The following is a 15,953-nucleotide window of genomic DNA, read 5'->3' on the forward strand; positions in this document are numbered from 1 at the left end:
CTCGTTAAACGAGGCTTAATGACCAGTTGAAACACTTAACTAAGCAACATTTTGCTTATGAATAAGGGTGTTGTTATCCAGAATAAATTCTAACGCCACTTCATCACAAGCATGCTGACGAGGACAAATATCACAATCCTTCATTACCTTTTCAGGCAGCATGTTTTTAGAGGTAGGGCTAAAGCCAAGCTTCATGAAGAATTCTGGAACACGAGTCAGTACAAATACCTTCTCAATTTCCATCTTCTTGGCTTTCTTCATTAAGTGTTGCACCATGGCTCGGCCTTGACCAGCACGCTGTGAGCCAGGGTTAACGCCTAATGAACGAATCTCTGCTAGACCGGTATCGTACAAGTATAGCGATGCACACCCAGTCACCTTGCCAGCTTGCTCACTTACCGTGAAATCTCCAACGGCCTGTACTAATTCAGGACGTGGTCGCGGTAAGTTTTCTCCCGCTTGCGCCCAGTAGTTCACCATAGTTTCAATGGTATCTAAGTCGGTCATTCGAGCAGAGCGAACGTATAAACCTTTTACGTTACGTTTCGACAAGCGAGTTTCGGCTTCGGTTAAGGCATGTTCAACTTGCTCTGGCGCTACGCCGCCTAAAGCCTGGCGTTTAGCTAGCGTTGATTCGAGCGACAAGTTTGGATAAACGTCGTCTTCAATCTCTGGCGCTAACTCTTTAAACTCAGCCAGGCTTAAGTCTTCAAGCGGAACGCCTTTCTCAATGGCTTTAACCACTGCAATGCCCACAATGTGGTGCGCTTCGCGGAAAGGAATTCCTTTAGCCACTAAGTAATCGGCCAGTTCTGTCGCATTTGAGTAACCACCTTTAGCGGCCTCAGTGGTGGTTTCTTCATGCACATCCATATCATCAAGCACCAACTCAGCCATAGCTAAGCAGTCACCCCAAGTATCTAGCGCGTCAAACAAACCTTCTTTGTCTTCTTGCATGTCTTTGTTATAAGCCAAAGGCAATGCTTTAAGGGTCATCATAATGCCCGACAATGCACCGTATACTCGGCCGGTTTTACCGCGGATAAGCTCTAGTGCATCTGGGTTTTTCTTTTGTGGCATCAATGATGAGCCAGAGGTCACTTGGTCTGACAAATCTAAAAATGCCGACTCACCCGAGTTATAAAAGATTAAATCTTCAGCCATGCGGCTTAGGTGAATCATACTAATAGAGGCTGTAGAGATAAGCTCAACCACGTGGTCGCGATCAGACACTGAGTCCAAGCTATTACGCGTAGCACGGCGAAAGCCTAAATCTTTAGCAATTTGCTGGCGATCCATTGGGTAGGCGGTACCGGCTAATGCGCCACAACCAAGTGGTGATACATCTAAACGGCTTAGGGCATCTTGCAAACGAGAGTAATCACGTTCAAACATCTCTACGTAGGCCATCGCCCAGTGAGAAAAAGTAACCGGTTGAGCGCGTTGTAAGTGAGTGTAACCTGGCAGCACAGTGTCTTGCTGTTGGCGAGCAAACTTAACCAGTTTTTGTTGCAGCTTGTCTAAGTGCTCGAGTAATTCAACACCTTGGCTTTTACACCACAGTTTTAAATCGGTAGCAACCTGGTCATTACGGCTACGGCCTGTGTGAAGCTTTTTGCCTAAGTCGCCCACTCGTTGGATAAGTTGAATCTCTACCCATGAGTGAATATCTTCAGCATCACTGCCCAAAATCTGTTGCGGGTTTTCAGCAACTTGTTTACCCAAATCCAATAAGGCCGATTCCAAGCGCTGTTGCTCGTCGACGGTAATTACGCCCACACTTAACAATGCTTTCGACCATGCAATTGATCCGGTTATGTCTTGCTCCGCTAAACGATAATCAAAACGTAACGAATCATTGAACTGCTTAAATCTGGTATCTGCAGCTTGGCTAAAACGCCCACCCCACAATGCCATTTTACTCTCCATTTATTATTGCAAAGACCCCAGAGCAAATTGCCTCTGAGGTCTGTGTATTTCCTGCTTATACGTCGGCCAATCTTATTTGCTATTTAAAGCACGGATCCGGCTGGCTAGAGAGTATAAACGAATAAAGCCTTCAGCGTGCTTTTGATCGTACACTTGGTCTTCACCAAAAGTGGCAAACTCTTCTGAGTACAAGCTATTTGGTGAGCGTTTTTGTACCGCTACCGCTTGGCCTTTGTATAACTTAATCACTACGTCACCGTTTGCATCTGCAGCCATTGCTTCAGAAGCGGCGATTAGTGAAGTACATAAAGGCGTGAACCAACGACCGTCATACACCAAGTGTGCCATTTCTTGACCCACTTTCTCACGCCATACACGTGAGGTTTTATCGAGAACCAATTCTTCAATCGCACGTAAAGCAGCCACAATTACCGTGCCGCCTGGCGTTTCGTAACAACCACGAGACTTCATACCCACGGTGCGGTTTTCGGTAATGTCGATACGGCCAACACCATGAGCTGCAGCAATGTCGTTCAGCTTCATTACGACTTGGTAAGGGCTTAATACTTCATCGTTTACTGCAACAACACGGCCATTTTCAACTTTAAGGTTTACGTATTCGGGCTCGTTTGGCGCATCTACAGGATCAACCGTTAAGGTCCACACACCTTTACTTGGCTCGTTCCACGGGTCTTCTAGCTCGCCACCTTCGTGCGAAATGTGCCACGCGTTAGCGTCACGACTATAGATTTTGGTAGCTGAAGCGGTGGTTTCGATTTTGCGCTCTGCTAGGTAATCGAGCAAATCTTCACGGCTTTCCATTTCCCATTCACGCCAAGGTGCAATCACTTTTAGCTCTGGAGCAAGGGCTGCAAAGCAGCTTTCGAAACGAATTTGGTCGTTACCTTTACCAGTACAACCATGACATACCGCATCGGCACCCACTTTACGGGCTACTTCTACTTGCGCTTTAGCAATAATAGGACGCGCCATTGAAGTGCCTAACAAGTAAGTACCTTCATAAACAGCACCAGTAGCGATAGTTGGGTAGATGTAGTCAGCTACAAACTCTTCTTTAAGGTCAACGATGTAACACTCTGAAGCACCTGATGCTAAGGCTTTTTCTTCAAGGCCAACCAGCTCTTCTTCGCCTTGGCCCACATCGGCACAAAAGGCAACAATTTCACAATCGTTGTAGGTTTCTTTTAACCACGGAATGATGGCCGACGTGTCCAAACCACCTGAGTATGCTAATACAACTTTTTTGATATCTGACATTCTTAAAATTCCTTGTTCAACTCAGCTCTTAGCTGAATAGCCACTAACTTAATAAACTCACTAATACGGCGTTTTGTGCATGCATGCGATTCTCAGCTTGATCAAAGATCAACGATTGAGGGCCATCCATCACTTCCGAAGTAATTTCCAACTCGCGGTGAGCAGGTTGGCAGTGCAATACGTGGTTAATGCCACATGATTGCATCAAATTCTGGTTAATCTGATAAGCCATGTACTTATCTTTTACAGATTGCAACGGCGTGTCGTCGCCCATCGATACCCAAGTATCGCCGTAAACCACATCGTAGCCTTTAATGTCTTCCACATTGTTGGTAACAACAATTTTGCCACCGTGGATTTTAGCTAGCTCGTTGGCCTTTTGTACGATTTGTGCGTCTGGGCTTGCGCCTAGTGGGCACACAGCTGCGACTTCCATACCTAAAATGGCTCCGCCCAATAATAACGAATGCGTTACGTTATTACCTTCACCCAAATAAGCTAACTTCACTTTGCTTAAATCTGAGTATTGCTCGCTAATGGTTTGAAAATCGGCAAGCCCTTGGCAAGGATGGTATAAATCACACAGGGAATTGATGATAGGCACCGACGAATTATCTCGCAGGGTTTGTAATGTTTTGTGCGAGAACACGCGTGCAACAATGGCGTCGGCCCAACGAGTAATATTTGATGCGAAGTCTTTTACACTTTCGCGCTCGCCCATGGCACCGTTTTGCTGATCTAGGTATACCGCATGGCCGCCTAAGCGGTTAATGCCAATATCAAAGGTGACGCGAGTACGTAACGAGGGTTTTTCGAAAAGGGTTACCACACTTTTCCCGGCCAAGGTTTGGCCGTAATCTTTTGGTGTTTTCTTAATCTTAGCGGCCAATTCCAATAGCCCTAAAATTTGCTCTTGAGTTAAGTCCTGCAAGCTCAGCAGGTGTTTAAAATCACTCATCTTCTTTCCTTAAACGGTAACCTGAGTCCCTACCGACTCACCATTGTGTGTTTGTCCAGCTAACAAGCTGGCCAGTTTCGCTGGATCTTTCCATGATGCTAGCGCTACTGGTGTTTGTAAAAATGCTGCAGCATCTAAAGCGGCATTCACTTTTACCGTCATGCCATCGGTAATCACACCGTCGGCAATTAATTTCTCAGCTAATTGGCTATTTAACTCAGCCACCAGCTGCTTATTTTGGTCAAGCACGCCGGCAACGTCAGACAACAATACCAATTGGCCTTGTAATAGTTTGCACACAGCTAAAGCCGCTTGGTCAGCATTTACATTATATAACTCGCCGTCTTCACCAATACCAATGGAACTCAACACTGGCACATGGCCTAAGCTGATTAAGCTGCTTAACAAAGCAGGATTACTTGGTGACGCTTCACCTACATGGCCCAACCGTGGATCCATTTGCACAACCTTGCAACTGCCAGCGTCACTTAAACATAAACCCACAGCCGATAAACCTGCTTTTAAAGCTTGAGCTAACAGCAATTTGTTACTGGTACCTGCAAGGGCGCCAACCACATAAGGAATTTGTTCTTTTGGGGTAATACGTAAACCATCTAGCTTTTCTGATACAAAGCCGGTTTTAGCCAATACGTCTTCAACCACCACGCCACCGCCATGCACCAGCACAATAGGTTGCGAAACTTGCTGAAGCGCAGCAAACAAGTTATCCAAGGCTTGAGCATTATTCAATACCGCGCCACCTAATTTAATCACTAATGGTTTCATAATTAGCCCTTAAACTAGTGATTCACTAACGGCAAAGCCGTTACGAATGTTTAAACATTGAATGGCTTGGCTAGCGGCCCCTTTCAATAAGTTGTCTTCGGCCGATACCACAATTAAGTCATCGCCTTGTTGCTGCCAAGCTAAATCAATAAATGGCGTGCTTTCAACTTTAGCGATTGATGGCCACTCTCCGTCTAGCACCCGCACAATGTTTTGTCCGGCGTAAGCTTGCTGATAAGCCTCATTAACTTGTTGTTCGGTAGTACCCGCTTTTAGGCAAACGTTAATGGTGGCTAAAATACCGCGCTTAAAGTTACCAAGATGAGGAGTGAAAATAACCGGATGACCTAAGTGCGCAGCAATTTCTGGCTGATGACGATGATTAAATACGCCGTAAGGCGCTAAGCTAACTTCGCAGAATGAGCTGGTTAAAGATGCTTTACGCCCAGCCCCACTCACCCCACTGGTGGCATTAATAATCGCTTTGCTGCTTTCATCAATCAGCCCTGCCTCGGCCAAAGGCTTAAGCGCAGTAAGAGAGGCGGTAGGGTAACAACCCGCAACAGCCACTAAATCGGTTTGCTTAATTTGCTCGGCGTTCCATTCAGCTAAACCGTATACGGCTTTTTCTAATAACTCAGGAAATTGATGAGTAAAACCATAGAATTTTTCGTAGAACTCAGCACTTTGAACACGAAAGGCACCCGACAAATCGAACACCTGACAGCCGGCCGCCAAAAACGCCTCGGCTAAATCGTGACTTACCTCGTGTGCGGTCGCCAGTAAAACAATGTCAACATCGGCAAAGGTATTGGCAATATCAGCAACAATTAACGGTTGTACTGGCGCATCTACCACGCCACGTAATTTACCGTGCAAGGCAGACAATGCCTTGCCTGCGTCTAAGCTACGCTCTGATACGTACAAACCCGCAAGCGTTAATTGAGAGTGGCGACTAACATAAGCCGCTAACTCTGCACCGGTGTACCCACTTGCTCCAACAATCGCAGCCTTTAACATCGTTTCTTGTTCCCTTGAAATCTTATGGCATAGTGTTTTTTGTAAGAGGCTATTTTACTGACCAATTAAACAAAAAGTCACTTTTTTAAGCACAATTTTTTTGGTGCTTATCTACTATAAGCGGAGCATACCACAGGCAATTCTTTATGCAATAAAAATGAATTTTTATTTACCTTTGATTTTATAAACATCGACTAAAAAGAAGCGAAAACAAAGTCGCAGTTCTACAAATATCGACAATAATCTATGGGGAAGCGCTTGATCCTAAGCAAAGGATTCGTCGTTAACTGTAATTTAATTACATGTATTTTGACTATATGGCCAGTCTTAGGTATGTTTTTGCATCAGGACTAGGGTGATTTAGTAAAAAAATTTCAATAATCGCTAGCAAACACAAGTGAAGGAAAAAGAATGAGCCAAACAATGCCTCAAGAAATCAATGGGTCGTTACGAGGAAATGTTAACTTACTCGGACAACTACTTGGCAACACCATTAAGAGCCACATGGGAGAAGCGTTTCTAGAAAAAGTAGAAACCATTCGCCAGCTAGCTAAAGCTTCACGAAATGATGATGACCAAGCCCGCGAGCAACTACTAGAGTTGTTGCGTAACCTAAGTGATGACGAACTACTGCCGGTAACCCGCGCCTTTAGCCAATTTTTGAATCTTGCTAATATTGCCGAACAGTTTCACACTATTTCGCGCAACTGCGAAGGCAGTACCTGCGCACAAGATCCTATCGACTTAGTGTTTCAAAAACTAAAAAGCGAAAACCTGAGCGAAGCTGAAATTCATCATGCTGTAGCGCAACTGAATATAGAGCTAGTACTTACTGCTCACCCTACCGAAGTGACTCGCCGCACCCTAATTAACAAACACGTCGCCATTAACAATTGCTTAGATTGGTTGGAGCTAGATCTGCCTGACCGCGAACGTAGCCAATTACTTGGCCGCTTAGAACAATTGGTTAATCAAGCTTGGCATACTGATGAGATTCGCCAGCAACGCCCTACTCCCGTAGATGAAGCTAAATGGGGCTTCGCGGTAATCGAAAACTCTTTATGGCATGCCGTACCTGATTTTGTTCGCCAGCTAGACAACAAACTAGGCCAACACTTTGACATGCGTATGGCACTCGATGCTGCACCAGTAGTGTTTTCTTCGTGGATGGGTGGTGACCGCGACGGTAACCCTTTTGTTACCGCAAATGTTACCGAAGAAGTATTGCTTTCTAGCCGCTGGGTAGCGGTAGATTTGTACTTAAAAGAAATACAAACCTTGGTTAGCGAATTGTCGATGAGCGATGCCAATGAAGCACTGCTTGAGCAAACTGGCGACCAAAGCGAACCTTACCGCGCGCTACTAAAAGTATTACGTAGCGAGTTGCAAGAAACTCACGACTACTTAACGGCTAAATTAAAAGGCCAATACACCGAAGCACGTGACCTTATCACCAATACCGAGCAACTGCGCGAGCCTTTAGAGCTGTGTTACTACTCGCTACAAGATTGTGGCATGGGCATTATTGCCGACGGTACCTTGCTAGATTTACTGCGTCGTATTGCCTGTTTCGGTATCAACTTACTGCGTTTAGACATTCGCCAAGATAGTGGTCGCCACGAGGAAGTATTCTCGGAAATCACTCGCTACTTAGGCATGGGTGATTACGCACATTGGAACGAAACGGATAAACAGCACTTCTTATTACAAGAATTGAATTCAAAACGTCCATTATTCCCACGCGCTTGGGAGCCTAGTGAGTCGGTTCAAGAAGTACTAGATACCTGTGCTGTTATTGCCAAGCAAGAACGCGAAGCCTTGGGTATTTACATTATTTCTATGGCCAGTGAGCCATCAGACGTATTGGCAGTTCAACTATTGTTGCAAGAAGCCGGTTGTCCATTCCGTTTACCTGTTGCCCCATTGTTCGAAACGCTAGACGATTTGAACAACGCTCCAGCGACTATGAGCAAGCTGCTATCTATTGATTGGTATCGCGGTTATATCTCGGGTCAGCAACATGTAATGATTGGTTACTCTGATTCCGCTAAAGATGCTGGCGTACTTGCTGCTTCATGGGCGCAATATCGCGCACAAGAGGCGCTGGTCTCTATCTGCGAAGGCCATTCGATTAGCTTAACCTTGTTCCATGGCCGTGGCGGTACTATTGGTCGTGGTGGCGCTCCGGCACATGCCGCACTGTTGTCGCAACCTCCGGGTTCATTAAAAGGTGGCTTACGTGTGACCGAGCAAGGCGAGATGATTCGCTTTAAGTTTGGTTTACCAAAAGTAGCCTTAGACAGCTTAAATCTTTACGCCAGTGCGGTACTAGAAGCTAACTTGGTTCCACCTATGGAGCCAAAAGATGAATGGCGCGACGTGATGGATCAAATCGCTGAGACCTCTTGCGAAGCCTACCGTGGCATTGTTTGGGGCGAAGAAGATTTTGTGCCTTACTTCCGCGCAGCCACACCAGAACGTGAACTGGCTAAACTGCCATTAGGTAGTCGCCCTGCGAAGCGCCGCTCCGACGGTGGTGTAGAAAGCTTACGCGCCATTCCATGGATTTTCTCTTGGAGTCAAAACCGTTTGCTACTTCCTGCTTGGTTAGGCAGCGGTGCAGCGTTCGAAGGTTTGATTAAAGACGGTAAGAGTGAATTATTAACTGAGATGCGCGCGTGGCCATTCTTTGATAATCGCCTAGCAATGTTAGAAATGGTATTTATGAAAGCTGATACTTGGCTATCTAAAATCTATGATGACCGCTTGGTTGAGCCAGAGCTGCAAGTACTTGGTGAAAAACTACGTACTAAGCTAGAAACAGCCAAAGCCGCTATTGTGTCGCTAGCACCAGATAATCGCTTATTAGCGAATCAAGCTTGGGTAGTAGAATCGCTTAACTTACGTAACCCGTATATTGATCCTCTACATGTATTGCAAGTTGAACTGCTTAATCGTTCTCGTGCCAACGAAGAACTATGTCCAGTAGTAGATCAAGCCTTAATGGTGAGTATTGCAGGTATCGCAGCCGGCATGCGTAACACCGGCTAAGCAATAAGCTTGAGTAATAACAACCCCGCTTTACGCGGGGTTGTTTGTTCTTAGGCTAAGCTAAAACTCTATTTAATTATTTACAGCAAGAGGCCGCTCGGCTTCACGGTGTCGCTCATTGATCCTTAGGATGTCTTCAATGCAACAATACAAAGGATGGTTATTTCTCGCCTCATTACTGCTTTATCTGCTGTATGCTTTTGAAGTAATAGGCGTTGGCTTAGCCACCGTAGTGACTTGGGCGGCGGCACTGGCGTACTTGCCACAGTTAAGCCGTGCGATACGCATTCAGGCGGGCTGTTTGTTAAGCATAGGCATTGTTTTGTTGTTGCTCGCCGCTAGCCAAAATACCTTGCTAAGCCCAATAGACGTTTTGTCTATTAACCTCCCCTTATTAGCCATGTTTAGTGCGGTGTCTTTCCTCGCCTTAGCCAATCCAGAAAACCAGCAAGACCCACTACCCACCGGTAAACGCAGCATCGCCTCTACCGCGGTTGGCGTTAACGTGCTGGGCGCGATTATTAACTTGTCTATTATCTTTATTGTTGGTGACCGTTTAGCCAAACAAAAGCAACTCACCAACGCTCAGCAAAAGGTACTTATGCGTTGCTTTTGTGCGGCGGCCTGGTGGTCTCCTTTTTTCATTGCCACCGCAGTATCCATTACCTACGCGCCAGGTATGCAGTGGTTAGATGTATTGCTACCAGGTGCGCTTATGGCCTTGATTGCGCTAATTTTTACCACCGCAGAAGTTTCGTTACGCGAAAAAGACAATTTTGCCGGCTACCCATTGCGCCGCGAGAGCTTAACCATTCCTTTTGTATTGGCGGTCACGGTTATCGGGCTGCATTTTGCCTTTCCTGATTTCAGTATTATTTTGATGATTACCTGTTTAGCGCCTATTGCAGCGCTCACCTTTGCCAAAGGTAAGTCGAAGGTCATTATCGCTCGGCAGTTCATTACACACCGCCTATCTAACGTAGGTAGCCAATATGTACTGTTTTTAGCCGCGGGAGTATTCTCGGCTGGCATTAAAGCCTTGTTATTGGCCTACCCTGAAACCTTGAGCTTACATAACATTGAGTTTTCACATCAAACCTTTGCAGTAGTATTAGCTCTGATGATTGTGGCCTGCATGTTTGGCATTCATCCAGTCATTAGCATCTCTTTAGCCAGTCCGTTGTTATTACCCCTTAACCCAGAACCAAGCCAGTTAGGCTTTTTATTCCTTAGCTCTTGGGCAATCTCTACCGGCAGCAGTCCTTTGTCGGGGGTAGGCTTAACTATGATTGGGCGTTATCAGTTTTCAACTTCGCAAATTCTAAAAAACAACTGGTATTACGCGTTGAGTATGTGGCTGATTTGTTCCGCCGTAAATGCCTTGTTAATGTAGCCAGCCAAGTTGCTCAAAATAAAAAAGGCTTAGCGTTTGCTAAGCCTTAATAAATAAATCAGAGCCAATAGTTAAGCTGGGATTGCCTCCGCCGGGCGCACACCTAGCGTATGGCAAATAGCATAAGATAACTCTGAGCGATTAAGCGTATAGAAGTGGAAGTCTTTCACTCCTTCGCGAGACAATACTTTCACCATCTCAATGGCAACACTCGCTCCCACTAGGTTACGGGTTGTTTGGTCGTTATCTAAACCTGCAAACTGTCCATGTAGCCAACTAGGTACTTTTACATTGGCAAACGAAGCAAACTTTTTCAGGGTTTTGTAATTTGATACCGGCAAAATTCCCGGTACAATTTCGCCTTCAATGCCTATGGCCGCGCAGCGGTCTCGAAAACGTAAATAGCTTTCAACGTCGAAGAAAAACTGAGTAATCGCGCGATTAGCGCCCGCGTCCATTTTACGCTTAAGCGCAAGCAAATCAGCTTGAGCACTTTTTGCTTCTGGGTGAACCTCTGGGTAGGCCGCCACCGAAATATCAAAGTCAGCTTCTTCTTTAAGTAGCGCCACCAAATCGCTCGCGTACATTTGCGGTTTAGCCGAACCTTCTGGCAAATCTCCCCGTAAGGCAACAATATCTTTAATACCACTGTTCCAGTAATCACGGGCAATTTGGCGTAACTCATCGGGCGTAGAATCAATGCAGGTTAAGTGCGGCGCCGCCGCTAAGCCGGTACGATCTTTAATGGCTTTAATTACCTTGTGAGTACGATCTCGTGTTCCTGAGTTGGCGCCATAAGTCACGGATACAAACTTTGGTTTTAAGGTTTGTAAACGCTCAATAGACGACCAAAGCGTTTGCTCCATCGTTTCTGTAGTAGGCGGAAAGAACTCAAAGGACACGTTAATATCGCGGTTAAGCTCGCTTAAGCTTTGATTCAGTGTTTCGATTTGTTGCGCGTTGTGAAATCCCATTGACCTTCTCCGTTAAAGACTTTTAGACGTCTATACCGCTAGATACTAAAGAGATAGTTAATTAAGTCAACGCTATTCATGTTGTACTTAGCTTTAGATGAAATATTTTCAACATTAAGTAAATCAGTGCTTAAGGGTAGATATCTATGATTTATCCAACACTAATGTGTAAATAAGACCTTAGCAGGGGGAAAGGCGGTAACGATTTACTCATTTATTCGCTGTCAAAAGGCGTGTAACGAATATGATTAATCCACCACTCTTTGGTGCCTTCAGGCGTTTTTACAAACACATCATCGTCTACTTGCTTACCAATTAAAGCACGAGCCATGGGGGAGTCGATAGTGATGTAACCCAACTTGGGGTCTATTTCGTCGGTGCCAACAATACGGTAGCGCACCACGGTAGCATCGTCGTTTTCTAATTCGACCCATGCTCCAAAAAACACTTTGCCAATTTGCTGTGGATAATGATCAACAATCTCTAATGCGTCGAGACGTTTGTTTAGAAAACGCAGCCGAGAGTCGATACGGCGTAACTCACGTTTACCTTCTTTATACTCGGCATTTTCAGAGCGATCGCCAAGCGCAGCGGCTTCCGAAACAGCTTGGGTGACTTCAGGTCGTTTTACCTTCCATAAGTATTTAAGTTCTTTGTCTAATTTGTGCCAGCCGGCGCGGGTAATTAAGTTGGTTTTCATGGTGTTTTATAGTCTCTGCCTAAGCCGGTAATTATAAACGACTTAGGCAGGATAACGGCAAGAGTTTGTTACATGATGTGGGCTTGAGTGGTTTCGCGTGTTACTAATTCCACAGGCGGTAACCTAAATTGTTGATTAGCGCCGCCATTTAACATATCCAATATGGCTAGCGCTGCGGCATAACCAGTATCAAAAATAGGTTGGCGAACCGTGGTCAAAGGCGGAATGAAAAACGCCGAACTTGGCACATCATCAAAACCAATCACAGAAACACGTTCTGGCACTGGCCGCTTAGCTTGATACAAGGCTTGCATAGCACCGTAGGCGGTTAAATCATTAGCGGCAAAAATCGCACTAAACTGACGCTTGTTGGCCAATAAACGCTGCACAGCATCAAAACCAGATTGCTCGGTAAAGTCACCCTGCTCCACCAGCTGCAATTTAACTGGCAAACCTGCATGTTCCATAGCTTGGCAATAACCTTCGTAACGCTGTTGAGCATCAGGATGATCGGCATTACCTTTAATATGAACAATTTCTCGATGGCCTAATTGAATCAGGTGGTTGGTGGCCATATAAGCGCCCACCGAATTTTCAATTTTAATTGAACGTAAGCGGGCTGCTTCAAGCTCACGGCCCAGAGCCACAATTGGGCGCTTCTTAGAAAACTCAAGCACCTGATCATCACTCAAGCCACCGGTAACAATAATAATACCGTCTACCGAACGCGACAGTAATAGCTGCATCGACTCGGTTTCTTCTTCGGTATTCCAGTGCCCTGTAACAATAATATGTGAGTAACCTTGAGCCAGTAATACTTCTTCTATGCCGCGCAAAATAGAGGCATAAAATGGGCTATCTGGATGTTGTACCAATACCCCAATCGTCATGGTGCGGCTGCTAGCACTGGCACCGGTTTGCTGGCCAGGCTTGTAACCTAGTTCAACCATAGCCGCTTGAATTTGTTTACGTTTAGCATCAGACACATAGGTAGTCTGGTTCATAAACCGAGACACGGTACTCGGCGAAACGCCCGCTAACGCCGCAACGTCATATACTGTAGAGCGTTGTTCCAATTTGCTTTTATCTTTCACAGTGATTCTCTGACAACTAACCCGAGTTTGCATTTTATCTCCTCTTTGCCAGGTCATATGGTGGTAACGTTACCAAAGAGACAAAATTCCTGTCTCCACTATATACGTCTACTTAGCTAAGAACTTGCTTTGAATGAATTTGAGCGCCAGAACGACGTCGCAGATCACATTATCTGAACACAACAGCGCTTAGTTAAAGCATTTGCTTTAGTAAAAGATAAATAAAGGCCAACCTTAGGTTGGCCTAGTTACTTGCTTTTATTGAGCTTATTTCGCTAAGCGGTGCTCATCTAACACACTACTTACCCACACTAATGGTGCATTCCAGTTGATGGTAATTTCGTTCAATGTCCAAGCACCTATTTCGTCAACAAAACAGGTTTGGCCAATACATTTACCTTTCATACCGGCTGCAACAGGGTCGCTAAAGCTGATAGAGTTTGGTCCACCCGACAATGCACCCGGAGCAGGTTTTGGCGAGTTTTCATCAGCTTGATGTGCCCAAAAACGGTGGTGAGGATTTTTTAGCGGGTTACTGCCGTAGCCAGTAATGTAAGACTGATCCAGAGGATTACGCCCTAGAATGTAGTCCATGGCATGCACTAGAGCTTGCATGTACTTGCTGTCACCACTGTAATCTGCAGCATAAGTTAAGAATATGCCACGGTTTACTAAGTTGGAGTTAGATCCCCAAGGGTATTGTTCGGCAGTATAAGGAATGTGGTAACCCTCTTTTGCCAATTGCGCCGAATAACCGTCGGCTGTAGCAATGATCTTAGCGCGCGCTTTATCACGAGTGGCCTCGTCTAATTTGCTTGGCACTAGTGCAAGGCTTAAGGTACCGGCCGAGCTTAAATCCTGCCAGAACAAATCACCTTTAGCGGTTTCATCTCCTAGTGGCGCCGCTAAGAAAGCAGGCGATGCTTTTAGGACTTCTAGATATTGCTCTTCGCCAGTGCTAATGAATAACTCAGCGGCTGCCCAGTAAAACTCATCGGCTAACTCCGTGTCGCCATAGGGGCCTGAACCAGTAAAGTTATCGTAAGCGTACACTTCTGGGTGCGCAGCTGCGGCTTGCCATGCGCGGCTAGCGGCAGTTGAGCACTGCGCGGAGAAATCAGCATCAATCTCTTTCCATATACGCGCACACTGAGCAGCGGTAGCCGCTAAGTTAAGTGTGGCAGCTGTACTTGGTTGGCCAACATAGCGCTTTTGAGTATCTTTATGGGGAGGTAGCGGCATGCCAGTCCACTTTTCATCAGCCACCTTATGAAAGGCTAATCCTGAGGCATCAATTTCAGTCAGCTTTAAGGCACTTAAATTATCTTGCTGGTTACCGACCGGCACAAATACTTTTTTGCCTTCAGGAATTTGCATCGCCAACATGAACTCCATGTTCCAGCGAGCTTCATCCAAGAGGTCATTCACTCCATTACCAGCTTCTGGAATGGCTTGTTTGCCATCAGCAAAGGGCTCTGGCGCGCCATCAATCCATAACGAACGCTCGTAAAGGTTCATTAAGGTCCAGGTACTAATACCACCATTCACCACGTATTTGCCATGGTCGCCAGCATCATACCAACCGCCGGTTAAGTCCATATCAAAATCACAGCCTGGCCATTGATTCCCTTTGTCATCGGCTTTATCAAAACAGCTCACAACATCTGAGGGGTGACCCGCTGGGCGCGCTAGATTAGCGCGCTGTACAAAATCAGCTTTAACCTCAATACCGCTGCGGTTTTGGTAAAAGTAAGCTAATGCGTCATGTTTTAATTTACCGTACAAATCCTCGGTAATACTGAAGGGATGGCTTGATTGGCCAGCAGATTCTAAGGTTAAACCTGTTTGTGGTGTGTTGATTCGGCTAAAGTCAGCCCGGTGCACATTCTCTCCAGAGCTTTTGTTCTCTCCAAATACTTGTGTTTTACCGTTCGCCAGTACTTCCCCTTTGGCATCTTTCAACTGCCAAAAAATAGGTTGCTGCGAGTCACTGTTAATAACGGCAAACTTTTCAGATGTTGGAAAGAAGCCCAACTGATTAAGTCGCACTTTGGGGATATTGTTCACAATGACAAAGGATTTCCCCTTCACCGAAATGTTACTAAAGCAGACATTGGCTTCTTGCTGAGCACCTAACTGAAATTGAAACTCCGTTTTCGCATCACTGGAAACCTCTTGAGTAAACGTAAAGCTAAAGGCTTTGGGCTCGGTAGATACCTCAATAGCTTGATTGAAATATTGGGTGTAAGGTGCACCTTCATGTTGAATAAGCGTAGTAAAGGCAGTGTTTTTATTGGCTCGGGCGGTAAAATCAATCGAATAGCTTTCGCCTTCCTCCAAACCAAAACCACGCTGACCTAAAATAACATCCCATGGGTTAGACCCGGCACGTTTTATATCCATACAGGCTTCGCCATCTTTAATAACAAGCTCTGCGCCAGTAGACCACCAACCATCGGTGCCACCGCCAAACGCTGCATTTCGCAACATTTCATCACCCGCTGAATGGGCTGAGGTACTAACTAAACTGGCCAAGATGAGTCCTTGGCTTAAAGAACTAATGTTTAAACTGAATAGGGGCTTTCTGCTAGCGCTCATTTCGCTCTCCTTGAACTGAGGCATTAAAATCACTATCACTGTAATCAGTAAACTTTGTTTATCTAAGGCTTCAGCTCACATATCCATGACCAAATGGATGCAACCAAACATATCTATGAACCAGTTATGAAAAAAAACTCACGTTGTGAAATTGTTTTCACATTATTAACTT

11 protein-coding genes are annotated in these 15,953 nt (G+C 45.5%); 2 read left to right on the forward strand and 9 right to left on the reverse strand.

Features of this window, described 5'->3' with window-relative positions:
• Window positions 1–39: 39 nt before the first annotated feature.
• The 5 genes from argH to argC form a co-directional block, all read right to left on the reverse strand.
• Window positions 40–1,917: an argininosuccinate lyase gene (gene argH / locus Q4549_RS08965; protein WP_303553835.1), complete on the reverse strand. Its 1,878-nt coding sequence runs from the start codon at window positions 1,915–1,917 to the stop codon at window positions 40–42.
• A gap of 84 nt (window positions 1,918–2,001) precedes the next feature.
• The gene (locus Q4549_RS08970; protein WP_303553836.1) at window positions 2,002–3,207 is read right to left on the reverse strand and encodes an argininosuccinate synthase; all 1,206 of its coding nucleotides are present in this window, start codon (window positions 3,205–3,207) and stop codon (window positions 2,002–2,004) included.
• 43 nt (window positions 3,208–3,250) lie between these two features.
• Window positions 3,251–4,165 carry an ornithine carbamoyltransferase gene (locus Q4549_RS08975; RefSeq protein WP_303511787.1) on the reverse strand — a complete coding sequence of 305 codons (915 nt, stop codon included), beginning with the start codon at window positions 4,163–4,165 and terminating at the stop codon, window positions 3,251–3,253.
• A gap of 9 nt (window positions 4,166–4,174) precedes the next feature.
• Complete coding sequence (gene argB / locus Q4549_RS08980; RefSeq protein WP_137674383.1) at window positions 4,175–4,951, reverse strand: acetylglutamate kinase; 777 nt, start codon at window positions 4,949–4,951, stop codon at window positions 4,175–4,177.
• A gap of 9 nt (window positions 4,952–4,960) precedes the next feature.
• On the reverse strand, window positions 4,961–5,971 hold the full coding sequence (gene argC / locus Q4549_RS08985; RefSeq protein WP_303553837.1) for an N-acetyl-gamma-glutamyl-phosphate reductase: 1,011 nt from the start codon (window positions 5,969–5,971) through the stop codon (window positions 4,961–4,963).
• 411 nt (window positions 5,972–6,382) lie between these two features.
• On the opposite strand from argC, the gene ppc reads away from it, so the two are divergent.
• Both ppc and Q4549_RS08995 read left to right on the forward strand, forming a co-directional pair.
• Window positions 6,383–9,022, forward strand: coding sequence for a phosphoenolpyruvate carboxylase (ppc, locus tag Q4549_RS08990; RefSeq protein ID WP_368411617.1), 2,640 nt, complete (start codon window positions 6,383–6,385; stop codon window positions 9,020–9,022).
• Between the two features lie 139 nt (window positions 9,023–9,161).
• Window positions 9,162–10,415: a hypothetical protein gene (locus Q4549_RS08995; RefSeq protein ID WP_303553838.1), complete on the forward strand. Its 1,254-nt coding sequence runs from the start codon at window positions 9,162–9,164 to the stop codon at window positions 10,413–10,415.
• A 71-nt stretch (window positions 10,416–10,486) separates the two neighbouring features.
• Here Q4549_RS08995 and metF read toward each other — a convergent pair whose 3' ends face one another.
• The 4 genes from metF to Q4549_RS09015 form a co-directional block, all read right to left on the reverse strand.
• Window positions 10,487–11,389, reverse strand: a complete 903-nt coding sequence (gene metF / locus Q4549_RS09000; protein ID WP_137674386.1) for a methylenetetrahydrofolate reductase — start codon at window positions 11,387–11,389, stop codon at window positions 10,487–10,489.
• 214 nt (window positions 11,390–11,603) lie between these two features.
• A complete protein-coding gene (gene greB / locus Q4549_RS09005) occupies window positions 11,604–12,089 on the reverse strand; it encodes a transcription elongation factor GreB (protein WP_137674387.1) in 486 nt (161 codons plus the stop codon).
• Between the two features lie 68 nt (window positions 12,090–12,157).
• Window positions 12,158–13,216: a substrate-binding domain-containing protein gene (locus tag Q4549_RS09010; protein WP_303553839.1), complete on the reverse strand. Its 1,059-nt coding sequence runs from the start codon at window positions 13,214–13,216 to the stop codon at window positions 12,158–12,160.
• Window positions 13,217–13,450: 234 nt separating this feature from the next.
• The gene (locus Q4549_RS09015; RefSeq protein WP_303511781.1) at window positions 13,451–15,781 is read right to left on the reverse strand and encodes a glycoside hydrolase family 9 protein; all 2,331 of its coding nucleotides are present in this window, start codon (window positions 15,779–15,781) and stop codon (window positions 13,451–13,453) included.
• Window positions 15,782–15,953: the final 172 nt, after the last annotated feature.

The organism is Agarivorans sp. 2_MG-2023, assembly GCF_030548085.1.
Lineage (GTDB): Bacteria > Pseudomonadota > Gammaproteobacteria > Enterobacterales > Celerinatantimonadaceae > Agarivorans.